The sequence below is a fragment of the Kribbella sp. NPDC051586 genome, from assembly GCF_044453965.1.
Taxonomy (GTDB): Bacteria; Actinomycetota; Actinomycetes; order Propionibacteriales; family Kribbellaceae; genus Kribbella.
This window is the reverse complement of sequence record NZ_JBITDF010000001.1, coordinates 509,510-535,720: the sequence shown is the minus strand read 5'-3', so window position 1 is coordinate 535,720 and position 26,211 is coordinate 509,510. Positions and strand designations below refer to the sequence as shown.

Sequence of the window (26,211 nt, the reverse complement as noted above, 5' to 3'; positions counted from 1 at the left end):
CAGGTACTGTTCCGCCGCGCCCGGTCCGGCTGGGGGTAGCTCGTGGCACAGGTAGTGATGGTGACCGGCGTCTCGCGAGACGCCGGTGCTCGCTGTGCCCGGAGGCTGGCCGACGATCCGTCGATCGGCACCGTGCTCGGCGTCGATGTGGTCCCGCCACGGGCCGAGCTCGGCCGGGTCCGGTTCGTCCGGGCCGACATCCGCAACCCGGTGATCGCCAAGGTGATCGCGGCCGAGGGCGTCGACACGGTCGTCCACACGGGCGTCGTGGCGACCCCGGGCAGCGCCGGCGGCCGGTCGTCGATGAAAGAGATCAACGTCATCGGCACCATGCAGCTGCTCGCCGCCTGCCAGAAGGCATCGGGCGTGGCCAAGCTGGTGGTGAAGTCCTCCACCACGGTGTACGGCGCGGGTCCGCGGGATCCGGCCATGTTCACCGAGGAGATGGCGCCGCGGGCGATCCACCACCACGGGCTGAGCAAGGACGCGGTCGAGGTCGAGGGGTACGTGCGCGGCTTCGCCCGGCGCCGCCCCGACGTCTGCGTCACCACCCTCCGGATGGCGAACTGGATCGGCCCCAAGACCGTTTCGCCGATGACCCGGTACTTCGCGCTGCCGATCGTGCCCACCGTCTTCGGGTACGACGCACGCCTGCAGTTCCTGCACGAGGACGACGGCGTCGAGGCGATCCTGCGCGCGACCGTCGACGATCTTCCCGGGACGTTCAACCTGGCCGGCGACGGCATGCTCTCGCTGTCCCAGGCGATCCGCCGGCTCGGCCGGCCCACGCTGCGGTTGCCGTCGTTCACCGCGTCCAGCACGGCCGCCGCCGTCCGGCGGGCCCGGCTCGCGGACTTCTCGCCGGACCAGATCACCTTCCTGACGTACGGCCGGGGGGTTGACACGACCCGGATGCGGACCGAGTTCGGGTTCGAGCCGAAGTACACGACCGCCGAGGCGTTCGACGACTTCCGGACCTCGCTCGGCGTCGGCGCGATGACGCGGGCGTCCGGCCTGCTCAGCGCGGGGCTGGGAGCGCTGCGTGGCTGACGCGGACGTGATCCCGATCGGCTCCGGCGGCCGCCCCGGCCGGGGCAGCGGACGCCGTACGACGCCGTCCGCCGCCGCTCGCGCCCTCGCGGGCCGGGGCAATCGCACCAAGAAGAACAGTCGGGCCAAAGTCGGTGGCGAAGACGTCGGCGCGGCGAGCGAGACTCCCGTCGAGTCGGTCGGCGCCGTGCCGGACGTCGACGGACCCGAGCTGCCCGAGTTCGATTTCGGGCGGCTCGAGCGGGCCGTGCGGGAGCTGTTCGGTGCGGACGGCGAGCGCCGGGTCGCCGAGTGGCTGGCGTTCCTGCGCCGGCGGCTGAGCGGGGACTACGAGCTCGACGAGTTCGGTTACGACTCCGACCTGACCGACCAGGTGCTGCTGCCGATGCTGCGCCCGATGGTGGAGAAGTGGTTCCGCGTCGAGGTCCGCGGCATCGAGAACATCCCGGTCGACGGCAGCGCCCTGATCGTCGCGAACCACTCCGGCACGATGCCGATCGACGGACTGGTCACCCAGGTCGTCGTCGCGGACCACACCGGCCGGCCGCTGCGCACGCTGGCGGCGGACCTGGTGTTCCAGACCCCGTTCGTCGGCGAGCTCTCCCGCAAGGGCGGCGCCACGCTGGCGAACAACGACGACGCCGAGAGGCTGCTCCGCCAGGGGAACCTGGTCGGCGTCTGGCCGGAGGGGTTCAAGGGCCTGGGCAAGCCGTTCGCCGAGCGGTACAAGCTGCAGCGGTTCGGCCGGGGCGGGTTCGTCAGCGCCGCGATGCGGACCGGCGTACCAATCGTTCCGTGCTCGATCGTCGGCGCCGAGGAGATCTATCCGCTGGTCGGCAACATCGCGTCGCTGGCGCGGCTGCTCGGCGTCCCGTACATCCCGATCACGCCGTTCTTCCCGCTGCTCGGGCCGCTCGGCCTGATCCCGCTGCCGTCCAAGTGGCTGATCGAGTTCGGTGAGCCGATCCGCACCGACGACTTCGCCGACGGCGCCCCCGACGACCCGATGCTGGTCTTCAACGTCACCGACCAGGTCCGCGAAACCATCCAGCAGACGCTCTACACCCTGCTGATGCAACGCCGCAGCGTCTTCTTCTGACCGGACCACGAAGAAGCCCGGCACACCACCATCGGTGTGCCGGGCTTCTCTGTCCGAGTCCTACTTCCAGGGCGGAAGCAGGGTCTGGATGATCCCTGGGAGATCGATCAGCGGAGTTGTCGGGAACGGCCACGGCCAGGACGGCGTGGTCGGGGTCAGCGAAGGCAGCACGGTGGGCGTCGCAATCGGCGAGTTTGACGACGACGGCCGAGGTGGCGTCTTCAGGATCGTCGGCGGCGGAGCCGTGGACTCGACGATCGTGGTGTTGGGAATCTGGGTCTGCGACGTGCTCGGCTGGAGCGTGGTCGAGGCACCGGGCGTCGGGATGGTCGAGGACGCCTTGGTGCTCGTCCCCGGCTTGCCCGGATTGCTCGGCTCGGTACCGGGTGTGGTCCGATTCGGCTTGCTGGTGGTGGTGCCGCCGCCGGTGTTGGCCGACTTCGGCGCCGCGCACTTCGGGCACGCTGCCGAGGTGTGCTGCGCCAGCTGCTCGATCGTCGCCAGCGCCTCCACCCCGGACTTCAGCGACTCCGGCGGGAGTTTCGGCGCGAGCCCCACAAGAGCCTGGCGGGCGCTGGTGATGAAGGCCGTGATCGCGCTGATCGAACTCTCGTCGCCGTCCTGCTGGTACGACGCGACCAATCGGGACACGCCCTTGCGGGACTGTGCCGAGAAGTCGTCCAGAGTCGCGTTGATCGTGTTCACCGATCCGCCGTTGTCGGCGAGCTGGCGAACTTCGGACAGTCGGGTCATCGCGTGCTCGAGGTCGCGCCGGCCGCGAGAGTCGTCGCCGACGCTCACATTGGTCGACACGTTCTCGATGCTGCGCTTCATTCCGTACAACGTGTCGCCGGGCATCGCCTGCTGAGCGGCGGCGGCAGAACCGATGCCACCCCCGAGCAGGACGAGCGCGGCGGTACTGGCCACCAGCCGGATCCTCCGGCCCTGGCGACGGCGGATATCTGTCACGGACGCGCCAACGTCCTCGCGACCCGGCGGGTCGTCCGAGCTGTCCGGTGCGCTGCGCACCATCGTCGGAGTCGCAGTGGTCGCCGCGCGCGCCGCCGCCTGCTCCAGCAGACGGTGCCGCAACTCGGCACTGAACTCCGGTCGCGGTGCAACTGCGCCGGCGGTCCTCAGCCGTCCGACCAGCTCCACAGCTTCCAGCAACTCGGGGTCTTCGCTAAGTCGCGCGGAGTGACGGGGCCCGTGATCGACGGCGTGCGCGAATGACTCCGCGCGCGCTCGAGCCCTGTGTAGGTCACTCATGAGTTCTCGTTCTCCTCAATGGCCAGTCGGGGTCACCGACAGGTCCTCATCAGGCAAACGAGGAAACTCCCTGACGGGTTACGAAAGACATTCGTTGTCATCCGCCTCATCTCAAGTCCTTGGGGATAACCTTCGCCAAGTGCCTCACGGCCCTCAGTTGCAGTTGCTTGACGGCGCCCTCCGACTTCTCGAGCGCCTTGGCCGTTTCAGCGATCGACAGGCCGGCGAAGAACCGCATCGTCAGGCAGTCGCGCTGCTCGTCGGGCAGACCCGCGACCGCGTCCCGGAGGACCTCCGCGGTGGCGGCGGCGAGCACATCGATCTCCGGACCCTCGGTCTGCCGGTCGTGGGTCTCGATCTCGTCGGTGACCACCTCGAGCCGGACCCGGCCGGACTTGTAGTGGTCGGTGATCAGGTTCCTGGCGATGGTCACCAGCCAGGCCCCGAAGTCCCGGCCCTGCCAGCGGAACGAGTCCAGCGCGCGCAGCGCCCGGACGAAGGTCTCGCTGGTCAGGTCCTCGGCGAGTGCCGACGAGGACACCCGCGCATAGATGTAGCGATAGACAGTGAGCGAGTACTCGTCGTACAGCTCACCGAAGGCACCGACGTCCCCGGCCTGGGCGCGATCGACGAGCTCTGCACGTCTCATCCCGTCCGGGCTTGGCTCCGGCGTGGTCAAGTTTTCTCCCCGTTCAACTGACACGTCTTCTGACACATCCGCGAATGGCCACCTGGCTGGGACAGGACAGAGCGTTACTGCTCGAACGCATACTGTCAACAGCCTGAGGCGTGCCGCCTTCCGTCCGGTCCGTTTGTCACGAATGCGCCAGCGGACTGCGTCCGTAGGTCGGAGCAGCCTGCTGTCGGGGAGGTGGTGCATCGCGCATGAGGTTCCCCGGCGCGGACGGTTTCTGCAGTGTGAGGTTCGACAGAACCGCGCCCACGAAGTCACCTGTATATCGGTGGTCACGCTCTGCTGCAACCGTTCTGAGCAAGCCGGTTGAAAGTCGGTGGCCCCCGGGGCCGTGACAGACTCACCTGGTGAACGTGAATTTCGCGGACATTCTTCGTGACACAGCGCAACGGCACGGCGAGCGTCCCGCGCTGGTCGACGGGGATCGGCGGCTGACCTGGAGCGAGCTCGACAGCGCCGTCGACCGGACCGCACAGGGGTTCGCCGCGGCCGGTCTCGTGCCCGGGTACCGAGTCCTGCTCCTGGTTGCCAACAGCATCGAGTTCGTCACGTCCTACCTGGGCATTCTCCGCGCCGGGCTGGTCGCCGTGCCGCTGAACACCGGGCTCACCAAGCCCGAGATCGCGACCGTCACGGCGCACTCCGGGGCCCGCCTCGCGGTCGCCGGAGCGGAGCTCGCGGACCGGGTCGAGGGCGTCCGGACGGTGGCGCCGGGCCAGCTCGAAGGTGACGCTCCGTTACCGCCGCCGATGGATCCGGAGGCCCTCGCGGTCCTGCTGTACACGTCCGGAACCAGTGGAGATCCGCGCGCCGCGATGCTCACCCATCGGGCCCTCGCGGCCAATGTGCAGAACCTCACCGAGCTCGGCGAGGACCGGATGGGCCCCGAGGACGTGGTTCTCGGGGTGCTGCCGATGTTCCACGCGTTCGGTCTGAACGCCGTCCTGGGCTGGGCCGTCGCGACCGGCGCGTCGCTGATCGTCGAGCAGCGGTTCGACCCGGAGCAGGCCCTCGACCTCGTCGGCAAGTACGGCGTGACGCGCCTGCCGCTCGCCCCGCCCGCGCTGCACACCTTGCTGAGCCGGTCGGATCTGCGTGACACCCTCCGGTCGGTCAAGGTGGTGCTGACCGGCGCGTCCACCCTGGACCGCGCGCTCGCCGAGCGCTTCGAGCAGGCCAGCGGCCTGCGCGTGCACCAGGGCTACGGCCTGACCGAGGCGTCTCCGGGCGTCACCACGACCCTGGGCGAGACCGAGCCGAAGCCGGGCTCGGTCGGCCGCCCGCTGCCGAACGTCGAGGTCCGGATCGCCGACGAGCAGGGCGAGGACGTCGAGGGCGACGACCCCGGCGAGATCCTGATCCGCGGCGGCAACCTGTTCTCCGGTTACTGGCCGGACGGCGTGGACGGCCCGGACGCCGAAGGCTGGTACCGGACCGGCGACGTCGGGTTCCTCGACGCGGACGGCGACCTGTTCCTGGTCGACCGGCTGCGCGAGCTGATCATCGTGTCCGGGTTCAACGTCTTCCCGAGCGAGGTGGAGGACGTCCTGGTCGCGGCTCCTGGCGTACGCGAGGCAGCCGTCATCGGGACGCCGTCCGAGGAGACCGGCGAAGCTGTCAAGGCGTTCGTCGTGCCGTTGCCGGGCGCCACGATCGACATCTCGGCGGTGCGGGAGTACGCCGAGGGCCGGCTGGCACGGTTCAAATGCCCCGTCGAGATCGAGGTTGTGGACCAGTTGCCCCACTCGGTCACCGGCAAGGTCGCCAAGGGCCGGCTGCGGGAGGCGGGACGATGAGCCGCGTCACGATGTACGGCAAGCCCGGCTGTCATCTGTGCGATGACGCCCGGGAGATCATCCGGACGGTCTGCGGCGAACTCGGCGTGGAGTGGACCGAGGTCGACATCACCCAGGATGACCAACTGTTCACGCAGTACGGCGAACAGATCCCGGTGACCTTCGTCGACGGCAAGCAGCACGACTTCTGGCGGGTGGACCCGGCGAGGCTCAGGAAGGCCTTGACAAGGTAGGGCGTGTCTTGCAGGTCACTCCCGCCGATTTTGTTCTCACGTTCACAAGCTCCTAGAGTAAGAGCTGCCGCCGGCCGTCAGACCGCGGTGAACCAACCGCTCCCAGGAGAATTGTGACGCGTGCCAGCAGCCGTCGCCCCGGCCCGCCGACGAGAACCGAACGCGGCATCCCCGAGGCGACTGTCGCGCGCTTGCCGGTCTATCTGCGAGCCCTGACCGCGCTCTCGGACAGCGGCATCGCGACCGCGTCGAGCGAGGATCTGGCGACCGCGGCCGGCGTGAACTCCGCCAAGCTCCGCAAGGACCTGTCCTACCTGGGGTCGTACGGGACCCGCGGCGTCGGGTACGACGTGGAGTACCTCCGCTACCAGATCGCCCGCGAGATCGGCGTCACCCAGGACTGGGCCGTGGTCATCGTCGGGATCGGAAACCTGGGCCACGCGCTGGCGAACTACTCCGGCTTCGGCACCCGCGGGTTCCGCATCGTCGCCCTGCTCGACGCCGACCCGAAGCTGGTCGGCGAGCGGATCGGCGACATGGAGGTCCGCGACTTCGCCGAGCTCGAGGACATCGTCGAGCGGGACCGGGTCTCGATCGGCGTCATCACCACGCCCGCCGGCCCGGCCCAGGAGGTCTGCGACCGGCTGGTCGCCGCCGGCGTGACCAGCATCCTGAACTTCGCGCCGGTCGTGCTGTCCGTGCCCGACGGCGTCGACATCCGCAAGGTGGACCTCTCGATCGAGTTGCAGATCCTGGCGTACCACGAACAACGAAAGTCCGGAGAGGCGGCGCTCCCCCAGGTGCCCGAACTACCAGCGATGAACGGTCTGACCGATCTCCCCAGTGTTGGAGGAGGTGTCGGCGCGTGAGCTACCTCGTCGTCGGCATCAGTCACCGTTCCGCCGACATCAATGTCCTCGAGCGGGTGGCGCTCGACGCGGACGCGGCGACCAAGCTGGCCCTGGCCGTGAAGCACACCCCGGCCGTTGCCGAGTCCGCAGTGATTGCCACCTGCAACCGGACCGAGGTCTACGCGACCGTCGACCGGTTCCACGCGGGGATGGACGAGGTCACCGCGATCCTGTCCGACGTCACCGGCGTACCGCTGCTGGATCTGGCCGAGCACCTCTACGTGCACTTCGAGGAGGGTTCGGTCGCGCACCTGTTCCAGGTCGCGGTCGGGCTGGACTCGATGGTCGTCGGCGAGAGCCAGATCCTCGGCCAGGTGAAGGAGACGCTGCGCGTCGGCCAGGACCTGGAGACGATCGGCACGGACCTGAATGCCCTGTTCCAGCAGGCGTTGCGGGTCGGCAAGCGGGCGCGCACCGAGACCGGCATCGACTCCGCCGGGCGCTCGGTCGTCTCGGCCGGGCTGGACGCGGTCGGCGGGTTCGACGGTCGCCGCGCGCTGATCGTCGGCGCCGGTTCGATGGCCTCGCTGGCCGCACAGACCTTGATCAACGGTGGCGCGAAGAGCGTGACCATTGCCAACCGCAACTACGACCGCGCGGTCGCGCTCACCGATCGCATCGGCGGTACGGCGATCCCGCTGGCCGACGTACCGGACGCGTTGCGCGACGCCGACCTGGTCGTGTCGTGCACCGGCGCCCGCGGCGTCGTACTGACCGAAGAGGCGATCCGCAACGCGACGGACGGGCGGCCGCTCGGCGTGCTCGACGTCGCGCTGCCGCGGGACGTCGCGCCCGAGGCGGCCCGCATTCCCGGTGTCACGCTGGTCACCCTCGCAGACCTGGCCGGTACGGCGGGCGGCAGCGAGGCCGACATCGACGAGGTACGCCGGATCGTCGGCGAGGAGACCGGCGCGTTCGAGGCGACTCGGCGGGCCGCGTCGGTGGCGCCGACCGTGGTCGCGCTGCGGACGATGGCGACCGAGCTGGTCGACTCCGAGCTGGCCCGGCTCGAGCGCCGGCTGCCCGGCCTCGACGAGCAGCAGCGGCACGAGGTCGCGCGGACCATCCGCCGCGTCGTCGACAAGTTGCTGCACAACCCGACGGTCCGGGTGAAGGAGCTCGGCGGCGACCCCGGCGGACCGACGTACGCCGACGCGCTGCGGGAGCTGTTCGCGCTCGACCAGGCAACGGTCGACGCAGTGACAGCGGCCAAGTCTCCGGGGGAGACGAGCAAGACACCGGCCGACAGCCGGCACGCTGGAGGTGAGCAGGCATGATCCGGCTCGGGACCCGTCGCTCCGCGCTCGCGACCGCGCAGTCGACCCTCGTCGCGGACCAGTTGCGCGCGCTCGGCCACGAGGTCGAGCTCGTGCTGATCACGACCACCGGCGACGTGAACCGTGCCCCGGTCGAGCAGATCGGCGGCACCGGCATCTTCGTCAGCGCGCTGCGCGACGCCCTGCTCGCCGACGAGATCGACATCGCGGTGCACTCGCTGAAGGACCTGCCGACCGCGCCGGTCGACGGCCTGACGCTCGGCGCCATCCCGCTCCGCGAGGACCCGCGCGACGTACTGGTTGCCCGCGACGGACTGACGCTCGGCGAGCTGCCGCGCGGCTCTGTCATCGGCACCGGTGCCGCACGTCGCGTCGCGCAGATCGACGCGCTCGGCCTCGGCGTCGAGTGCACCGGAGTTCGCGGCAACGTGGACACCCGGATCGCGCTCGTCACCGACGGCAAGGTGGACGCCGTGGTGGTGGCGAGGGCAGGAGTGTCCCGGCTGGGGCGGCTGGACGAGGTCACCGAGACGCTCGACCCGATCCAGATGCTGCCCGCGCCGGGCCAAGGCGCGCTGGCCATCGAGTGCCGGTCGGACAACACCGAGGTGCTGGCCGCGCTGGCGCCGCTGGAGGATCCGGCCACGCGCGTGGCAGTGACGGCGGAGCGGCAGTTGCTGGCCACGCTCGAGGCGGGGTGCACGGCTCCGGTCGGCGCGCTCGCCGAGGTGGTCGAGGGCGAGGACGGCCCGGAGCTCTGGCTGCGCGGCGCGCTCGGCCAGGAGGACGGCGTACGACGCCTCTCCGCGAACGGGTCGGTCGACGACCCGATAGCTGTCGGCAAGGCACTGGCGCACGAACTGCTGGAGCAGACATGACACCGGCACAGGGCACTACGACGGCGGCCCACAAGACGGCCCACAAGACGAGCAGGAAAACGACGAGGGCGAAGGCAGACGTGAGCGCGAAGACAGCGGCCACCGCGGCACCTCAGAAGGCTGCGACCAGTACCGTCAAGCAGACCAGACCACTCGGCCACGTGACGTTCGTCGGCGTCGGCCCCGGTGACCCCGCACTGCTGACGCTGGCCGGCCGTGACGTGCTCGCCAACGCCGACGCGGTCGTTGTCGAGGGCCCCGAACACGACGCGTTCCTGACCTACTGCAAGCCGGGCGTCGAGGTGATCGACGGCTCGGGCGCCGAGGGCAGCCGGGCGCTGCGGATCGCGGCCCGGGCGCGGCTCGTGGTGAAGACGGCCAAGACCGCCGCGAACGTCGTACGCCTGCTGAGCGGCGACCCGTTCACCTTCTCCAGCGGCGCCGAGGAGGCCGCCGCGTGCAAGAAGGCGGGCATCGGGTTCAACGTCGTTCCAGGTGTGAGCGAGGTGAGCGCGGTCCCGACGTACGCCGGCATCCCGCTGACGATGAAGGGCGACCGCGAGGTCACCGTCGTCGACCTGGCCGAGAACAAGCTCGACCTGACCCGCCTGCAGCCGAAGCAGACGCTCGTCCTGCTGAACGCGACGGAGACGCTGAAGGAGACCGCCGCGGCACTGGTCGAGGCCGGCTTCGACGCGTCGACCCCGGTCGCGGCGACGGTCGGTGGGACGACGACCGCGCAGACGAGCGTCGTCGGCACGCTGGAGACGATCGTCGCCGATCTGCGCGCGGCGAAGGTGACCGGCGAGGCCGTCATCGTCGTCGGCAGTGTGGTCGAGCAGCGCGAGGCGCTGTCCTGGTTCGAGACCAAGCCGCTGTTCGGCTGGCGGATCCTGGTGCCGCGGACCAAGGACCAGGCCGGCCCGCTGATGGACCGCCTGCGTCGGTACGGCGCGATGCCGGAAGAGGTGCCGACCATCTCGGTCGAGCCGCCGCGCAACCCGCAGCAGATGGACAAGGCGATCCGCGGTCTGGTCGAGGGACGCTACGAATGGGTCGCGTTCACCTCGGTCAACGCGGTGAAGGCGGTCCGAGAGAAGTTCGACGAGTACGGGCTGGACGCGCGGGCGTTCTCCGGGCTGAAGATCGCGGCGGTCGGCGACAAGACCGCCGAGGCGATCGGTGCCTGGGGCATCCGTCCGGACCTGGTCCCGTCCGGTGAGCAGTCCGCCGCCGGGCTGGTCGAGGACTGGCCGCCGTTCGACGAGGTGCTCGACCCGATCAACCGGGTCTTCCTGCCGCGCGCGGACATCGCCACCGAGACACTCGTTGCCGGGCTCACCGATCTCGGCTGGGAGGTCGACGACGTCACGGCGTACCGGACCGTCCGGGCCGCGCCGCCGCCCGCGCCGACCCGCGAGGCGATCAAGTCCGGCAAGTTCGACGCGGTCGTGTTCACCTCGTCCTCGACCGTGCGCAACCTGGTCGGCATCGCCGGCAAGCCGCACGCGTCGACGGTGATCGCGGTGATCGGCCCGGCCACGCTGAAGACCGCCGAGGAGCACGGCCTGCGCGTCGACGCGATGGCCGAGTCGCCGTCGGTCGAGGAGCTGGCCGACGCCCTCGCCCGGTTCGGTGCGGATCGGCGTGACACCATGGTGGAGGCCGGTGAGCCGGTCACCCGTCCGTCAGAGCGTCGCTCGGGTTCTCGTCGAAAGAGCTGATCTGGTGCCTGGATTCCCGGAGGTAAGGCCGCGGCGGCTTCGGTCGTCGGCGGCGGTGCGTCGACTGGTCGCGGAGACCACGCTCGAGCCTCGGCAGCTGATCCTGCCGATGTTCATCCGGGAAGACGCCCGCGAGCCGATCGCGATCAGGTCGATGCCCGGGGTCGTCCAGCACACCCGGGACACGGCGCGGAAGGCTGTTGCCGAGGCTGCGTCTCTTGGTCTCGGCGGGGTGATGCTGTTCGGCGTACCTTCGGTGAAGGACCCCGTTGGCTCTGGTGCCCTGGATCCGGCTGGGATTCTGAACGTCGCGATCGCTGATGCTGTTGCTGAAGCGGGTGACTCGCTGCTGGTGATGTCGGACCTTTGCCTGGACGAGTTCACGTCGCACGGGCATTGCGGCGTACTCGATGCTGCCGGCCGGGTGGACAACGACGCCACGCTGTCGATCTACGCCGAGATGGGTGTTGCCCAGGCTTCGGCGGGTGCGCATGTCGTCGGTCCGTCCGGGATGATGGACGGCCAGGTCGGCGCGGTCCGTACGGCGCTGGACGCGGCCGGCTTCATCGATACCGTGATCCTGGCGTACGCCGTGAAGTACGCGTCGGCGTTCTTCGGCCCGTTCCGCGAGGCCGTCGACTCGTCGCTGACCGGCGACCGGAAGACGTACCAGCAGGACAACGCCAACTCCCGCGACGCGATCCGCGAGGTCGACCTCGACATCGCCGAAGGCGCCGACATCGTCATGGTCAAGCCGGCCCTGGCCTACCTGGACATCATCCGCCAGGTCCGCGACCACGTGAACGTACCCGTCGCCGCATACAACATCTCCGGCGAGTACGCGATGGTCGAAGCCGCAGCCGCCAACGGCTGGATCGACCGCGAAGCCGCCATCGTCGAAACCCTGACCTCAATCCGCCGGGCCGGCGCCGACACAATCCTCACCTACTGGGCCACCGAAGCCGTCCACCTCCTCAACCACAGGTAGTCTCGCGCGCTCCGCAGTCGCGCCGTCGGTCGCGATAAATCCGGCGACGTCGACGGTTGCCTGCGCCATGCTGGTCATCCATGGATGAGGTCAGCGTCGTCGTCGCCCACTCCGAGCGCGCGACCTTGCGGGTCGGGGACGTGTTTCTGAAGGTGGACGCCGACCGGGCGCGTATCGATCGCGAGGTCGAGGCGATGGCCTTGGCGCCGGTGCCGACCCCGAAGGTGCTGTGGCGGGAGCCGCCGGTGCTCGCGATCTCCGCGGTCCCGGGGACAGTGCTCGATCGGCTCGGCCGGCCCTCGACCGCGTCCTCAGCTGCGTGGGCCGCGGCGGGCGCCGCCGTACGGAAGTTGCACGACGCGCCTGTACCGCCCTGGCCCGGTCGAGGCGGCCAGAGCCTCGACGAGCTGACGGCAGACCTCGACAGCGAGTGCGAGCGGCTCGTGGCAGACGGCGTCCTGCCCGCCGACTTGGTCGCCCGCAACCGCCAGGTCGCCGAGGCCGCGCTCCGCCCCTGGACTCCGGTGTTCACCCATGGCGACCTGCACATTGCTCACGTATTCGTCGACGACGACAAGCTCACGGGCATCATCGACTGGTCCGAGGCCGGCCAAGGGGATGCCCTGCGCGACCTCGCAACCATGACACTCGGACACAGGGAGCGCCTCGCCGACGTCGTAGCCGGCTACGGCACCGACGTCGACCTCGACGTGATCCGCGCATGGTGGTCCTTGCGAACCTTGCTAGGCGTCCGCTGGCTGATCGAGCACGGCTACGACCCGTTCACCCCAGGCGGCGAAGTGGACGTACTAAAAGCCTCCATGTGATCCCGCCCGCTTCGGGCGGCACCCGGTGGTCACCTACTGGTCACCCGAAGACTGCGCTGAAGATCTTCGGGTTGCCGTGGTGAGGTGATCGGGCGAGGACCTCGTCGAGTGGGATGGCTCTTGCGGCCAGGGCGATGAGGTCTTCGGGGTCGGCGGTGAGCGTTGTGGTGGGGCGGGCGTCGGGGTCGAGGGTTACCCGCGGGCCGGTCTTGTCGATCCGGAGGGTGAGGAACAGGCCCGCGGCTTGGATGCCTAGCTCGACGGGGCGCGTTGCGCGCTTGTCGTGGAGCAGCGCGGGGAGAGCGACAGCCAGCCAACGCGGGTGGAACATGTCAGCTTCGCGGCGGCCGGTGGCCATCAGCGGAGCGCTCCAGCGGACGAGAGACTCGACAGGCTCGCGGAGTTGGGCGCCCCACGGCGTCAGTGAGTAGACGACGCCGCGGGTCCGGCCAGGTCGGCGCTCGATGATGCCGGTGCTTTCCAAGCTGCGAAGGCGATCGGCCAGCAAGTTGGTCGCGATCCCGTCCAGCGATGCCGCGAGTTCGCCGTACCGCTGTGGGCCCGGGAGAAGCTCGCGGACGATCAGCAGGCTCCAGCGGTCGCCGATCGCGTCCAGCGCGCGGGCCAGGCCACAGAACTGTTGATACGACCGGCTCGGAGCTCGCTTGACTTCCTCCATAGCGCTTGATTTTATCAAGCACCATGGAGGTGGTGAAGTGACGATTGCGGCGATCGACGCCCTGCGAGCGGCCGGGGAGCGGGGTGACGCGGACGCGGTCGGCGAACTGCTCGCGCCGGACGTCGTCTTCCACTCACCGCTGACAGCGCGGATCAGCTTCGAGGGCAGGGACGAGGTCGTCGCACTGCATCGCGACATCTTCGCCGTCCTGGAGGACATCCAGACCAGCGACCCGCTCGAGTACGGCGACCAGCGAGCGTTCGTCTTCCGCGCGCGCGTCCGCGGTCTCGAGCTTGAGGCGATGAACCTCGCACGCTGCAACGATCAGGGAAAGATCGCCGAACTGACGGTCTTCATCCGCCCGCTCCCGGCCCTCGCCGCCCTCTTCACCCTCCTCCCACCCCGCGTCGCCACCAGACGCCGAGGCCCAGTTGTCGGCACCCTGGTAGGCCTCCTCGCCGCACCCCTAGCCTTTGCCTTCCGCACAGCAGACCGCCTCGCCCCCCACTTCCTGGGCCTGCCTGAAACCGGCTCCACCCGCGACTGAGCAACTGCCAGCACCAATTGTCCAAGGGAGACTTCTTTGCCGCTCAGCTCTCGACGTCGCCTCGCGGACTCGGCTCTGTTGGCGGCGGCACGCCGTGGTGTAGTGCTCGATTGCAGCGACACGCCAGGACTGCGAGGCGACATTGCTGCCGGCGACATTCGAGCGGTGGTGGTTGATCGGGCCGATGAGGTGAGCAGGTTCGGGCTTCGCATCCGCAATGGTCGGATCACTGGTCAGTTGGATCTCAGTGCTTGCCGGCTCGATTTCCCGATCCATTTCGAGGACTGCGAATTCGTGGAGTCCGTTCTGCTCGAGGGCAGTGTCATCCACTCGTTGGCGATTGTCGGAACCTCGTCGCCGGATGAGGCACCGCCGAGGTCATCGGTCCCCGGAATACTGGGCAACGGGATGCGCGTCGAGCGGGACGTCGTACTGTCGCGCACCTTGATCACCGGGGCGCATTGGACAACCTCGTCCCTGAGCCGGACCGCGGCGGTCTGGCTGACGGAAGCTGAGATCGCTGGCCGCCTGATCGCCGTAGACACAACGATCGACACGACAGCGGATCGTGCGATCCAGGCCGACAGGTGTCAGGTCACCGGCGACATCCGGCTTGTGCAAGGCTTCCGCGCCAACGGCGAGATCAGGTTCATCGCGTCCCAACTCGGCGGTTCTCTGGATCTCGCCGGCTGCGAGCTGGTTCCTCGCAACGGACGAGCCATCGACATGGCGGAGGCAACTGTCGGAGGCAGTCTGTTCATCACCGACAGCCCTCGGCATCGGCCTGTGATCCGCGGCCGCCTGGAGATGGGGCGCGCCTCGGTCAACGGCAGGGTCCTCATTCGGAAGGCAAGCCTGGAAGCCCCGGAGCCTGGCGTCGGCAGGCATCTGTACAACGCCAAGGATCCAGCGCAGCGCTTGGCCTTGCTGGCACAGGGCGCGACGATTCGTGGCGAGCTCACCATGAGCGACGGGACGTCGATGGTCGGTGGAGCGACCTTTGCCGGTGCGACCATCGACGGCGGGCTGCTGATCGACGGAACCTCGATCCAGAACGGGTTCGACGTCGCGTTGGATCTCACTCACGCGCATATAGGTACGACGGTCTCTGCCGTCCAGGCTGATATTCAGGGCACTGTCGATCTCGACGGCGCCGAGGTGGCTGGGCCTCTCGATCTGCGAACCGCAGCACTGAGCAGACCGGCGCATCGCTACTGCTTGACGGCCGTCAGAGCCGTGATCCACGGTGACATCCGACTGGTCGAGGCCACGATCGGAGACTCCTATCCGGCGGTGACCCCTGGTGCCTGCGGCGGACTGACCTTCCGAGGTGCCGAGATTCGCGGCATGTTCGACGCTGAACGGGCGCAGATCCTGAGCCCCGGCGATGCCTCGATCAACCTTCATCAAGCACAGATAGCAGGCAACATCCGACTGTGCGGCGGGTTTCGATCGGTAGGCGTTGTGATGCTGAACCGGGCCCAGGTCGAGGGGCGGCTGCACTGCGAAGACGCCAGCTTCGAGTGGCAGCGACGAGAGAACGGAGATCCGCGATCGACCAGACTCAACGAGCGGGAGTCTGCCTTCGAGGCGATCTCGAGCACCGTCCGCGGCGGCATCGGCCTTGGTTGGAGCATCGAAGGCGCGGTCGACTTCAGCGACGCGCACACGTCGTACCTTGCAGATAGGCCTGAACGGGACTGGCCCGCGCGACGGAGTTACCTGACCGGCTTCACGTACGAGCGTTGGGCGGAAACGTCCATGCACGGCTCCGGAGAATGGGGTTGGAAGACCCGTAGGCGATGGCTTCGGCACTGTGATCCCGCCGAGAGCGGCGACCTGGGCGACCCTGGGCCGTGGGAACAGGCCGCCCGCACCCTGAAGCGCCACGGCGATTCTGAGGGGTCCGAGCAGATCCTCATGGCGTACCTGCGGACCAACCGGCAGCGGCGCGCAGGATGGGCGAGGTTTCGCCTGGTTCGTGGTTGGGACCGAGTCGTCAACGACTGGTTCCGTGGATACGGCTACCGGCCGCTTCGAGCTCTCATCCCACTCGTGCTGCTGGTGGTCGCCGTCGCCGTTCCCTTGCTGCCCGCCAGTTCGAACCGGGTGATGCGCACAGCAGACCCGTCGGGCGTCGTCTATAGCCCGCAGGGTGAACTGAGTCAGATCGAGTCCGGTCGGACGCCGCAGAACGCCTGCGGCAAAGGCAAGGTGCGCTGCTTCAACCCTTGGCTGTACGCCGTGGACACCGTCGTACCGATCGTCGACCTGAAGCAACGCAGCACCTGGGCCCCGAGCACCGACGCCGGCGGAGGCTGGATGCTCGCCTGGGTCAACCTGGCCACCCTTATCGGCTGGGCAATCTCCAGCCTTCTCGTCGTCGGTCTTGCCCGAGCAGGAAGCCGAGCCCTCAACTGACCACTGTGCCGATGACTCGCCTGTAGCGGACTTGAGTTGCTCAGCTGTCGGCAGCAAGCCCGTGTCCTCAGGCGGCAGGTTCGTTGTCGGTCCACGGGTCGACCGGCGCGGGATGTGTTGCGCTGGTCGTCTTGGGTGCGGATGGCACGCGGCGGAGTTCGGAGGGGGTGTGGGTGGCGGCCAGGTTGATCAGTTGCTGTTCGGCGAACTCGAGGTCTCCGGCTGGCAAGGTCGCGGGGACCTGGTCCAGGACGGAGACGATCACCGCAGCCTGAGCGGGGCTGACCCGCCAGGTCCCAGGCGCAGCAGGCGTTGCGTCCTCGATCTCCTCGGCGGCCTGCGCGCCGTCAGCTGCATCGGAGTTGGCATCGATGAGCGGGGAGGCGGTAGCCGGGTTGGTGAAGGGCATGCTGGGGTCGGGAAGGGCGGTAGTCGTCGCGGCGTACTTCGTGAGGTGGGTGGCGAGGCGGACCTGGCGGCGGGCTTCGGTGGCGTCGGTGCGGTACCGCAGGGTCAGCAAACGGGCGGTGTCTCCGGCGCCGAGCTCCGTCGCGTAGCCGGACAGCTTCTCGCTGTCGCTCATCGACCGGACGGGTCGTTCGCCGAGGAGCTCCATGCCGACAACTCCAGGCACCCTCACCGACAGTTCTCCAGCCTCAGAACCCCTTATTTCCAAGGGATTCTGAGCAAACGAGTTGCTTGTCAAAGGCGGGTCAGGTCGGAGGCTACGAAGACGGCGTGTTGGCCTGTGCAGGCGGTGACTTCGGCGCGGGACGTGTTGACGAAACCTCCTCCGACGGACACCTCGTCGCCGATCTGAGCGACTGGTACTCCGGCCCGGTCGGTCAGCGTCCATTTCTCCATCATGCGCCGACGTACTTGCGGCTAGTGCTGGATCGTGTAGTCGGATTGGGTGAAGCCGGATTTCAGGGTTCGGGTCGCGTTGTGGGTCAGGGCTACGTCCGCGTCCAGGGGGCCGAAGAGGGGGATGCCGGTGCCCAGGAGGATGGGGGCTGTGGTGATGGTGAGTTCGTTGAGGAGGCCGGCGGCCAGGAAGGTCTGGATGGTTCGGGCGCCGTCGGTGTAGATGCGTTGGGCGCCTCGGTCGGTGAGGGTTTCGACGAGGGCGTCGAGGGTGCGGTGGACGAGGATGCGGTCGTCGGTGTTCGGGTCGAGGGTCCGGCTGAGGACCTCGACCTGTTTGCCTTCGTAGGGCCACAGGTCGTACGTCAGCGCGAGCTCGTAGGTGTTGCGGCCGAGGACGACGGTGTCGATCGAGGACATGAACTCGGCGTACCCGGTCTCGCCGGCGTGTTCGGCTCGGTCTGTGAGCCAGTCGATGGAGCCGTCGGCGCGGGCGATGTAGCCGTCGAGGCTGGTGGCGATGAAGGCAGCGGCATGGAAGCTCACACCGGATATTTTCCCACGGCGGCTTCAGCGGTGACCTGCGGCGGCGGGATGATGACCGTCCGAGTACGGCCGGAAGGGAACCGATGGCGAACCAGCAGCAGCTTGTCGATCTGTTCGGGGCGAACAGCGTCACCTGCCTCGATGCCGAGGATCGGGAGCTGTTCGCGTCGGCCGGGATCGTCGCCGACGAACTCTTCGACGTCGGCCTGCCGGATCGGGTAGCTGGTGTCTTCGTGCTCGAGGCGGCGGCCGAGCCAGGCGCGTTCGACGGAGTGCAGGCCAAGGTCGACGGTGTCGAGGTCACCCTCGTCACGTTGGGCGCGCCGCATCCCGAGTCCGCGCTCCGCTACTACCTCAACCCGCTCGACGGCCAGGTGCTGCTCGCGCACCTCGACGGCGAAGTACCCCAGGTCGAGGCCGTGAACGACTCGCTGGGTTCGTTCGTCGACTACCTCTACCGCATCGGTCGCTTCAAGGCTTTCCGTCGCGACGCGAACGCGGACCAGCAGGCCGACTACAAGGACCTGCTGGTCGCGTACCTCTGCACGCGCGACCCCCACGCGTACGCGCGGCCGGACAGCTGGTGGCCGCTCGCAGTCGAGCGCCTCTAGTAGCCGGACACCTCCGGCCAGCTCAGCTCAACACCTTCGGCGACAAGACGGGACTGGTACTCCGCGAGCAGGGCCGGCGTATTGCGGACCGCGCGCGGCGTCGTACTGCGATCGAGGCAGAAGGCAGCGAGTGCGCCGGCGGATTCGCCGATGTTCCACTCGACCGGGTGGAGCCGGTAGCAGCCGTTGGTGATGTGGGTCGTGCCGAGATTCTTGTTGGCAGGCAGGAGATTCTCGACGCGCTGTGGGATGAGCGCGCCGAGCGGGATCCGGAACGGGCTGCTGGCGACGTCGATGTAGTTGTCGCCGCCGGTCGACGGATGCAGGTCGATGCGGTACATGCCGATGCCAACGGTGTCGTCGTACTCGACCGCGCCCCGGTCGCCGCGCACCGCGACCGAGAGGTCCTGCTCGACGACGGTGTACTCCGCCTTGATGCGCCGCGATTCCCGGATGTACGGCGCCTGCGCCAGCCCGTCCGCGGAACCGAGCAGATCCCCGCGCAACCGCAGCCCGGGGAAGCCGCTGCCGCCGTCAGGGCGAGGCGCCTCGGTCTGCAGCCAGTAGAAGACGGACTGCGACAGCTCACGCGCCGCGGCCAGATGCTTCGAAGCGTCCGGTACGTCGATGACCGGTCCCTCGAAGTAGTCGATCATCGGCCAGTTCACGAGGCAGATGTCGCTCTCGTACGCGCCCGGGACGAAGTGCCTGCGCGCAGCGATCCGGCGGAACGTCCACAGGTTGGTGTCGCCGCCGGTCAGCCGCTGGTCGGCGACCACTGCGAGCGGATCGTCATCCGGGTTCGGCGTGAAGGAACGGCGCGAGGTCTCCAGGGTCCGCGGGTTCGGCGCGGTCCAGGACAGCAGCCGGTCGCCCCAGAACGAGGGCTGGTAGTTGCGCCAGAACGCGTAGTTGGCCGGCTTGTCGCCGACCTGGTCGCCGTCGACGTGATCGACCGCGAAGCAGTACGAGACCGCCTGCATGTTCATCGGCTGCGCTTCCGCGGGTGCGCTCGGCTCGCCGGTCTCGGCCTGCGACTCGAAGCCGGTCACGTACTCCGTCCCGGTGAGCGGCAGCAGCTCCCCGGTCTCGGTCGCGTCGAGGATGTACGTCGCTGTGACGGTCACCTGCTCGTCGGACTCGCGGTGCTGCACGGTCACCGCGGTGACGCGATCGCCGTCGGTCTCGGCGGCGACCGGACGGTACGGCTGCAGGACGCGGAGTCGGCGGCTCGCTCGGTACGGCGCGAGCATGGCTTCCAGTACTGCGAGTGCGACGCGCGGCTCGTGGCAGAGCTTGGAGACGTACCCGGCGCCCGGGTTGAACTGCGGTGTCGCGCGGGAGGCGGCGGTCAGCGGGTAATGGCGCCGGTAGTACTCGCGGATGCCGTCGCGGAGTGCACGGTACGACGCAGTGACGCCGAACTGCTCGACCCAGCTGTGCTCGTCCGGCGGGACGGCCTGGCTGGTCAACTGCCCGCCGAGCCAGTCGAACTCCTCGATCAGGACGACCGAGCGACCGGCCCGCAGCGCAGCCAGCGCCGCCGCGACGCCGCCGAGCCCGCCGCCGACCACAAGTACCTCTGTATGCATTCAGACACCTTTGGGTGGAGTGAGAGTGGTTCCTTCGGTCAGTTCGCACGGGAGCAGGACCTGCTGCGAGGTCGCGGTGCCGCTCAGGATCGCCTCGAGCAGCTCGACCGCCCGCAACCCCATCGCCCGCCGCGGCACGTGAAACCCGCTGAAGTCCACGTCGCTCGCCACCGGCCGAGTCGAGTCACCAAGCGCGACCACCGACAGATCCCCAGGTACGTCGATCCCGCGCGCGGTCGCCGCACTCGACAAGGCGACGGCATCCGCCCGCTCCTCCACGAACACAGCCGAAATCCGCCGCTCGACCAGCACCTCAAGCACCTCCCCGACCCACGGCGCGGAGCTGCTGGTCGGGAGGACGAGGGACTTGGGGCCGGTGACCTGGTGGAAGCCTTGGAGGCGGTCGGCTGAGGACTCGGGGATGGGGCCGGGGCCTGTTGCCGGGCCTACGTAGGCGAGGTGGCGGTGGCCGAGCCTGAGGGCCTGCTCGGCCAGGAGGCGGGTGGCGGTGGTGTAGTCGGCGCCTACGTAGGGGACAGGGGCGCCGGCGTCGTCGCGGCGGCCTACGGAGACGAAGGGGTAGTCCTCGGCGATCAGACGGGCGAGCTCGTCGGACGGGACGTCCCGGCCGAGGAGCAGGCAGCCGTCGGCGATGCGGAGGCGGTTGTTCTCGTGGAAGATCCGGCGGTGGCCTTCCGCGACCGGCGCGCTGGTGAACAGCAGCAGGTCCCACCCGAGCCGCTCGGCGCAGTCCTCGATGCCGGCCAGGAACGGGTGGTAGAAGTCCCCGCTCGCGCTCGGGAAGACCGATTCGTACGTGAACACGCCGAGGATCTGGTTGCGCTGCTTGAGCATCCGCCGGGCCAGCGGATCCGCCTGGTACCCGGTCTCCCGGATCACCTTGAGCACCCGGTCCCGGGTTTCGGCCGGGATCCGGGCGGTCGCGTCACTGCGATTGTTCAGCACCAGTGAGACCGTCGTCTGGCTGACGTTCGCCAGCCGCGCGATGTCGCGCTGGGTCAGCCGGGTCGCCTTCTGTGGCATCGCCCGACAGTAGCCCGACGACGATCCGCCGTCAAGAAAATGACAGTGATAATTCGAATTACTAGGACATTCGCAACCTGAGTACCTGACCCCCGGGAATACGCCCGGTGAGGTAGACCCGCAGACCGTCCGGCGTGAGGCTGCCGCCGAGGTAGGTGTACCGCTCGCCCGGATCCATCGCCACCCGGGCGGAGCCCGTCCCGGGTCCGAACTCGATCCGGTCCGAGCCGACGGTGTAGCTGCCCGTACCGGCCACGAGCTGGTAGTTGCCCGAGGCATCCAACTCCTCGACTCCGGCCAGCGTCCCACCGGGCCGGAAGCAGAGCTCGATCGCGTACGCCGTCTCGTCGCCGGCGAAGTCGAAGACGAGATCGAAGCCGTCCGAAACCTCCGCGACAGCGATCTCCGTCTGCAGGACCCGGTACTGCTTAGGCCGATGGCCGAAGTCCATCGACGCGTAGAAGCGCCCGTCAGGGGTGAGGGCATACCGGCCGTCCGCGCGACGGTACCGCTTCGGAAGCGGCAGGTGGTACGGGACCTTCACCTCCGACGACAGCTTGAACGTCTTCCCCGACACCTGCAGACCGTCGCTGCGGAAGTGCCCGGTGCTGAAGAACTGCGGCGAAAGCCGGACCGAGTCCAGGATCGCCGCCCCGTTGCGAAGCTTGAAGAATGTCGGGTTGGTGGACAACCCCGACGAGATCACCGGAATGTCGTGGAAGTCGGTCCCGCCGAACACGGTCGCGGTCCGCGCGCCGCGACGTACCCGCGCCGACGCCTGCGACGGGAAGTGTTCGACGAAGTCGGTCGGCACCGGTCGGGCGGCGGGGAGGGAGGCCGCGAGCTCAGGTCGCTCGAGTACGTCGGCCAGGAAGTCGCCGAGCTCGCCTGTCCCGCGGGATTCGATGCTCTTGGCAACAGTCGTGAAGCGGCCGTCGCCGGTGTGCAGCGCGAGCTCGCGGAACTGGGTCAGGTACCACCAGACCTCGCGCAGGCCCTTCTGGTCCTGGCGCCGGGAGGCGGTCGTGTCCACCTCGCCGTTCGGCTCGAGGAAGAACAGGGTTGCCTCGAGGTTCCGCCGTACGTAATCCACCAGCGCGGGCTTGTCGCGCAGCCAGGCGATCGTCAGCAGGCTCGGGTTCGTCACCTCGGCGGCGTACGTCGAGCTGCGTTCGCTGTAGATCCCGTCCGGGGTCGCGTCGATGCCCTCGTCGAGCCAGTCGTCGATCCGCGCCGCGTACCGCCGGTCCGGGAACAGATGGTGCGTCCGGGCGAGCGCCGCCGATACCTCCCACCGGTGGTTCGGCGTGTGTACGCCGCCGGCCGCAAGAGCAGGTCCCGCCTTGCGAATCACCGAGGCAAGCGTCGAACGAAACGACGACGTCTCGGCGGAGTCGTCCGCGTCGAGCAGCGCGTAGAGCATGCACACGTCCTGGATCGCGAACGAGCTGTCCGGCGGCGAGTGCAGGTTCCCGACGTCGTACAGACCGTCCTCGTGCTGCCGCGCCGCGAGCTGATCGACCAGCCATCCCAGCGGCCCGAGCAGGGCGGCGTCATGGTGGTACGACGACCTGCCCCACACGTAGCCGGAGATCAGCCGCCTGGCCTTTCGCGCGACGGTGCGGATGCTGTCGCCGGCGTTCTGGTAGTTCGCGAGCACCAGCGGGATCTGGGTCTGGTTGGCGCTGGTCAGCAGGGTCAGGAAGTCCTCGTCCACAGCTGCAACCTCAGCACGAGCCGCGGTCGGATGCAGTGCGCCGAGCGCAACTGTGGTCAGCGAACCGGTGAGGAAGGTACGTCGCAACATCGGCGTCTCCAGGGCGGTAAGCGGTTGCCAAATGTTCAGAACTGTCGCCGCCGAACTTTGTCCTGTCAATAGCTCGCACATCGACCGGATCCCGGGCCCCTCCCGCATCGACGAACCCTTGCGGGAACCGGTTTCTTGTACTAGTTTGACCGGCCAAGGCAAGCGCTTTCCGACGTGTCGGGCCGGAGGCCGACGGCGGATGGACGAGAGAGGTGACCATGAGCGCGCTGGGCGAACTAGGCAGCCTCCGGGGGAAGAAAACGGCAGGTCAGAAGAAGGACAATCTGGCCGGCTACCTCTTCCTCGCGCCCTGGTTGCTGGGGCTTTTCCTCATCACGATCGGGCCGATGCTGGCCTCGCTGTACCTGTCCTTCACGGACTACAACCTGATCCAGGCTCCGAAGTGGATCGGCCTGGACAACTTCACCCGGATGCTGTCCGACGAGCGGCTGCACAACTCGCTCCGGGTGACTTTCACGTACGTGTTCGTCTCGGTGCCGCTGCAGCTGGCGATCGCCCTGCTGCTGGCCGTCGTACTCGACCGTGGTGTCCGTGGGATGGCGTTCTACCGATCGGTCTTCTACCTGCCGTCGCTGCTCGGCTCGAGTGTCGCGATCGCGATCCTCTGGCGGCAGGTGTTCGGCACGACCGGCCTGCTCAACCAGGTGCTCGACGTGGTCGGCATCCACGGCAAGGGCTGGATCTCCGACCCGAGTACTGCGCTGGGCACACTCGTCGTACTGAACGTCTGGACGTTCGGCTCGCCGATGGTGATCTTCCTGGCCGGCCTCAGACAGATCCCGTCGATGTACTACGAGGCGGCGTCGGTCGACGGAGCCGGAGTACTGCGCCGGTTCTTCAGCATCACGCTTCCGCTGCTGACGCCGATCATCTTCTTCAACCTGGTGCTGCAGATCATCCACGCGTTCCAGTCGTTCACCCAGGCGTTCGTCGTCTCCGGGGGCAGCGGCGGGCCGTCGGACTCGACGATGTTCTTCACGCTGTACCTCTACGACCGGGGCTTCGGGAATTTCGACATGGGCTACGCGTCGGCGATGGCGTGGTTCCTGCTCGTGATCATCGGGGTCTTCACCGCGGCGAACTTCTTCGCCTCGAAGTACTGGGTGTTCTATGACGACTGAAACGCTCCGCACGACAGTCACCGCCGGTCGCACCGGTGTCGTCACCTGGGCCCGCGTCCGGCCGGTGGTGATCCACGTCGTCCTCGCGGTGTCGGCCCTGGTGATGCTCTACCCGGTGATCTGGATGGTGGTCAGCTCACTGCGGCCGGGCAACGAGATCTTCCGCGATCCCGGCATCCTGGTGAAGGACCTGCGGATCGAGAACTACCGGGTCGGCTGGAACGCGCTGACCGAGCCGTTCACCCGCTACCTGCTCAACTCGGCGGTGGTGGTGCTCGGCGCGATCTTCGGCAACCTGGTGTCCTGCTCGATGGCGGCGTACGCGTTCGCGCGGCTGGAGTTCGTGGGCAAGAAGTTCTGGTTCGCGGTCATGCTGCTGAGCATCATGCTGCCGATCCACGTGGTGATCGTGCCGCAGTACATCCTGTTCTCGCATCTGGGCTGGATCAACACGTTCCTCCCGCTGATCGTGCCGAAACTCCTGGCCACCGACGCGTTCTTCGTGTTCTTGATGGTGCAGTTCATCCGCGGCATCCCGCGCGAGCTGGACGAGGCCGCCCGGATCGACGGCTGCGGCCGGGCCAGCATCTTCCTGCGGGTGATCCTGCCGCTGATGGTGCCGGCGCTCGCCACCACGACGATCTTCACGTTCATCTGGACCTGGAACGACTTCTTCAGCCAGCTGATCTACCTGACCGACCCGCACATGTACACCGTCCCGGTCGCGTTGCGGGGCTTCATCGACTCGACCTCCAGCAGCTCCTGGGGATCGATGTTCGCGATGTCGGTCGTCTCCCTCGTCCCGGTCTTCCTCGCCTTCCTGTTCGGCCAGCGGTTCCTGATCAAGGGCATCGCGACCACCGGCATCAAGTAACCCCCTGAAAGGTGCACATCATGAGGCTGCACATCCCACGCGTGGCAACGGCCCTGGCCCTGGCCACCACGTTGCTGGCGGCAAGCGCCTGCGGCGGCGACTCCGGCGGTCCGGGCGGGTCGTCGGACGATGCCGGCGGCAAGGTCACGCTCCGATTCACCTGGTGGGGCTCGGACACCCGGACCAAGCTCACCCAGCAGGTGATCGACGCGTACCAGAAGGACCATCCGAACGTCACGATCAAGGGCGAGTTCGGCGAGTGGTCCGGTTACTGGGACAAGCTCGCCACCACGGTCGCGGCCAACGACGCCCCGGACATCATCCAGATGGACGAGAAGTACCTGCGTGAGTACGCCGACCGCGGCGCGCTGCTCGACCTGAAGAAGGCCGAGGGTCTGGACACCGGCAAGTTCGAGCCGGACACCTTGAGTGCGGGCGAGTTCGACGGTGGGCTGTACGGGCTGAACGCCGGCATCAACTCGTTCGCCGTGGTGGTGAACCCGGCCGCCTTCAAGACCGCCGGCGTAGCGATCCCGGACGACACCACCTGGACGTGGGACGACTTCGCGCGGATCGCCGCGGAGATCACCACCAAGACCGGCGGAAAGATCACCGGGACCGGCACGCTGGGCAGCAACGAGGCCGGCCTGAACCTCTGGGCCCGGCAGAACGGCGAGTCCCTGTGGACCAAGGACGGCAAGCTCGGCGTCTCGCCGGAGAAGACCACCGACTTCTTCAAGTACATCCTGAAGCTGCGGGACCAGAAGGCGATACCGTCGGCCGAGGCCGTCTCGCAGGACATGAACGCGGCGCTCGACCAGTCCGCGTTCGCGACCGGAAAGCTCGCGATGAGCTTCATCTGGAGCAACCAGCTGCTCGCCTTCAGCCAGGCGTCCGGCCAGCAGCTGAAGCTGCTGCGGATCCCGAGCACCGACGGCAAGGCCGCCGACAACGGCTCGTACTACAAGGGGTCGATGTTCTGGTCGATCTCGGCGCGGTCGAAGCACCAGAAGGAGGCCTCGGACTTCGTCAACTACCTGGCGAACAGCCCCGCCGCCGGCAACGTCCTGCTGGCCGAGCGCGGCGTACCGCCGAACACCGAGATCCGGACCGCGGTGACGCCGAAGCTGAAGCCGGCCGACGCGGCGTCCGCGATGTTCATCCAGGACATCGGCAAGGAGCTCGGCGACCCGTCGCCGGCGCCGCCGGTCGGTGGCGGTCAGGTGGAGAAGATCATCCAGCGCTACACGACCGAGGTACTGTTCGGCCGGCAGGCGCCGGACGCGGCTGCCAAGGCGTTCCTGGACGAGGTCAACGGGGAGCTCAAATAGTGTTGCT

At 68.3% G+C, this 26,211-nt stretch carries 24 protein-coding genes; 16 read left to right on the top strand and 8 right to left on the bottom strand.

Annotated elements, in window-relative coordinates; all coding sequences use genetic code 11:
- The first annotated feature begins 57 nt into the window (after window positions 1–57).
- Both ACIA58_RS02670 and ACIA58_RS02665 read left to right on the top strand, forming a co-directional pair.
- On the top strand, window positions 58–1,050 hold the full coding sequence (locus tag ACIA58_RS02670; RefSeq protein ID WP_396403299.1) for an NAD-dependent epimerase/dehydratase family protein: 993 nt from the start codon (window positions 58–60) through the stop codon (window positions 1,048–1,050).
- Window positions 1,043–2,149: a lysophospholipid acyltransferase family protein gene (locus tag ACIA58_RS02665; RefSeq protein WP_396401841.1), complete on the top strand. Its 1,107-nt coding sequence runs from the start codon at window positions 1,043–1,045 to the stop codon at window positions 2,147–2,149. Before ACIA58_RS02670 ends, ACIA58_RS02665 begins: the two co-directional genes overlap by 8 nt.
- A gap of 60 nt (window positions 2,150–2,209) precedes the next feature.
- Here the strand turns inward: ACIA58_RS02665 and ACIA58_RS02660 are convergent, their stop codons facing one another.
- Window positions 2,210–3,319: a DUF5667 domain-containing protein gene (locus ACIA58_RS02660; RefSeq protein ID WP_396401840.1), complete on the bottom strand. Its 1,110-nt coding sequence runs from the start codon at window positions 3,317–3,319 to the stop codon at window positions 2,210–2,212.
- A gap of 205 nt (window positions 3,320–3,524) precedes the next feature.
- A complete protein-coding gene (locus ACIA58_RS02655) occupies window positions 3,525–4,067 on the bottom strand; it encodes a sigma-70 family RNA polymerase sigma factor (protein ID WP_130384882.1) in 543 nt (180 codons plus the stop codon).
- A 392-nt stretch (window positions 4,068–4,459) separates the two neighbouring features.
- On the opposite strand from ACIA58_RS02655, the gene ACIA58_RS02650 reads away from it, so the two are divergent.
- The 8 genes from ACIA58_RS02650 to ACIA58_RS02615 all read left to right on the top strand — a co-directional run bounded on the left by ACIA58_RS02650 (window position 4,460) and on the right by ACIA58_RS02615 (window position 12,746).
- On the top strand, window positions 4,460–5,908 hold the full coding sequence (locus ACIA58_RS02650) for a class I adenylate-forming enzyme family protein (protein ID WP_396401839.1): 1,449 nt from the start codon (window positions 4,460–4,462) through the stop codon (window positions 5,906–5,908).
- Window positions 5,905–6,141 (top strand): glutaredoxin family protein, encoded by a 237-nt coding sequence (locus ACIA58_RS02645; RefSeq protein WP_396401838.1) that lies wholly within the window; start codon window positions 5,905–5,907, stop codon window positions 6,139–6,141. Before ACIA58_RS02650 ends, ACIA58_RS02645 begins: the two co-directional genes overlap by 4 nt.
- Window positions 6,142–6,254: 113 nt before the next feature.
- Window positions 6,255–7,010: a redox-sensing transcriptional repressor Rex gene (locus ACIA58_RS02640; RefSeq protein ID WP_329003775.1), complete on the top strand. Its 756-nt coding sequence runs from the start codon at window positions 6,255–6,257 to the stop codon at window positions 7,008–7,010.
- The gene (locus ACIA58_RS02635) at window positions 7,007–8,329 is read left to right on the top strand and encodes a glutamyl-tRNA reductase (protein WP_396401837.1); all 1,323 of its coding nucleotides are present in this window, start codon (window positions 7,007–7,009) and stop codon (window positions 8,327–8,329) included. Before ACIA58_RS02640 ends, ACIA58_RS02635 begins: the two co-directional genes overlap by 4 nt.
- Window positions 8,326–9,207 (top strand): hydroxymethylbilane synthase, encoded by an 882-nt coding sequence (gene hemC, locus ACIA58_RS02630; RefSeq protein WP_396401836.1) that lies wholly within the window; start codon window positions 8,326–8,328, stop codon window positions 9,205–9,207. Before ACIA58_RS02635 ends, hemC begins: the two co-directional genes overlap by 4 nt.
- Window positions 9,204–10,931, top strand: a complete 1,728-nt coding sequence (locus tag ACIA58_RS02625; RefSeq protein WP_396401835.1) for a uroporphyrinogen-III synthase — start codon at window positions 9,204–9,206, stop codon at window positions 10,929–10,931. Before hemC ends, ACIA58_RS02625 begins: the two co-directional genes overlap by 4 nt.
- Before the next feature lie 4 nt (window positions 10,932–10,935).
- Window positions 10,936–11,919, top strand: coding sequence for a porphobilinogen synthase (gene hemB / locus ACIA58_RS02620; protein ID WP_396401834.1), 984 nt, complete (start codon window positions 10,936–10,938; stop codon window positions 11,917–11,919).
- Between the two features lie 80 nt (window positions 11,920–11,999).
- Window positions 12,000–12,746 (top strand): phosphotransferase family protein, encoded by a 747-nt coding sequence (locus tag ACIA58_RS02615; RefSeq protein WP_396401833.1) that lies wholly within the window; start codon window positions 12,000–12,002, stop codon window positions 12,744–12,746.
- 40 nt (window positions 12,747–12,786) lie between these two features.
- Here ACIA58_RS02615 and ACIA58_RS02610 read toward each other — a convergent pair whose 3' ends face one another.
- The gene (locus tag ACIA58_RS02610) at window positions 12,787–13,425 is read right to left on the bottom strand and encodes a winged helix-turn-helix transcriptional regulator (protein WP_396401832.1); all 639 of its coding nucleotides are present in this window, start codon (window positions 13,423–13,425) and stop codon (window positions 12,787–12,789) included.
- Between the two features lie 37 nt (window positions 13,426–13,462).
- On the opposite strand from ACIA58_RS02610, the gene ACIA58_RS02605 reads away from it, so the two are divergent.
- Window positions 13,463–13,972 (top strand): nuclear transport factor 2 family protein, encoded by a 510-nt coding sequence (locus ACIA58_RS02605; RefSeq protein ID WP_396401831.1) that lies wholly within the window; start codon window positions 13,463–13,465, stop codon window positions 13,970–13,972.
- A gap of 408 nt (window positions 13,973–14,380) precedes the next feature.
- Entirely contained in the window at window positions 14,381–16,393 is a 2,013-nt protein-coding gene (locus ACIA58_RS02600) for a hypothetical protein (protein ID WP_396401830.1), read from the top strand.
- Between the two features lie 67 nt (window positions 16,394–16,460).
- On the opposite strand, the gene ACIA58_RS02595 is transcribed toward ACIA58_RS02600, so the two are convergent.
- Both ACIA58_RS02595 and ACIA58_RS02590 read right to left on the bottom strand, forming a co-directional pair.
- Complete coding sequence (locus ACIA58_RS02595; protein ID WP_396401829.1) at window positions 16,461–17,033, bottom strand: hypothetical protein; 573 nt, start codon at window positions 17,031–17,033, stop codon at window positions 16,461–16,463.
- Between the two features lie 245 nt (window positions 17,034–17,278).
- On the bottom strand, window positions 17,279–17,803 hold the full coding sequence (locus tag ACIA58_RS02590) for a dihydrofolate reductase family protein (protein ID WP_396401828.1): 525 nt from the start codon (window positions 17,801–17,803) through the stop codon (window positions 17,279–17,281).
- Between the two features lie 83 nt (window positions 17,804–17,886).
- Between ACIA58_RS02590 and ACIA58_RS02585 the strand changes: the two genes are divergently transcribed.
- Window positions 17,887–18,414, top strand: a complete 528-nt coding sequence (locus tag ACIA58_RS02585) for an SUKH-4 family immunity protein (RefSeq protein ID WP_396401827.1) — start codon at window positions 17,887–17,889, stop codon at window positions 18,412–18,414.
- On the opposite strand, the gene ACIA58_RS02580 is transcribed toward ACIA58_RS02585, so the two are convergent.
- The 3 genes from ACIA58_RS02580 to ACIA58_RS02570 all read right to left on the bottom strand — a co-directional run bounded on the left by ACIA58_RS02580 (window position 18,411) and on the right by ACIA58_RS02570 (window position 22,857).
- Window positions 18,411–20,006: an FAD-dependent oxidoreductase gene (locus ACIA58_RS02580; RefSeq protein WP_396401826.1), complete on the bottom strand. Its 1,596-nt coding sequence runs from the start codon at window positions 20,004–20,006 to the stop codon at window positions 18,411–18,413. The two genes, ACIA58_RS02585 and ACIA58_RS02580, sit on opposite strands and share 4 nt — an antisense overlap.
- Window positions 20,007–21,050 (bottom strand): LacI family DNA-binding transcriptional regulator, encoded by a 1,044-nt coding sequence (locus ACIA58_RS02575; protein WP_396401825.1) that lies wholly within the window; start codon window positions 21,048–21,050, stop codon window positions 20,007–20,009. It abuts the gene before it with no gap.
- A gap of 61 nt (window positions 21,051–21,111) precedes the next feature.
- Window positions 21,112–22,857 (bottom strand): hypothetical protein, encoded by a 1,746-nt coding sequence (locus ACIA58_RS02570; protein WP_396401824.1) that lies wholly within the window; start codon window positions 22,855–22,857, stop codon window positions 21,112–21,114.
- A gap of 218 nt (window positions 22,858–23,075) precedes the next feature.
- Here ACIA58_RS02570 and ACIA58_RS02565 point away from each other — a divergent pair, with 218 nt between their 5' ends.
- Genes ACIA58_RS02565 through ACIA58_RS02555 form a run of 3 tightly spaced genes read left to right on the top strand, consistent with a single transcriptional unit; the run spans window position 23,076 to window position 26,204 of the window.
- Window positions 23,076–23,999, top strand: coding sequence for a carbohydrate ABC transporter permease (locus ACIA58_RS02565; protein ID WP_396401823.1), 924 nt, complete (start codon window positions 23,076–23,078; stop codon window positions 23,997–23,999).
- Window positions 23,989–24,873, top strand: coding sequence for a carbohydrate ABC transporter permease (locus tag ACIA58_RS02560; protein WP_396401822.1), 885 nt, complete (start codon window positions 23,989–23,991; stop codon window positions 24,871–24,873). Before ACIA58_RS02565 ends, ACIA58_RS02560 begins: the two co-directional genes overlap by 11 nt.
- 20 nt (window positions 24,874–24,893) lie before the next feature.
- A complete protein-coding gene (locus ACIA58_RS02555; RefSeq protein ID WP_396401821.1) occupies window positions 24,894–26,204 on the top strand; it encodes an ABC transporter substrate-binding protein in 1,311 nt (436 codons plus the stop codon).
- The last annotated feature ends 7 nt before the right edge of the window (window positions 26,205–26,211 follow it).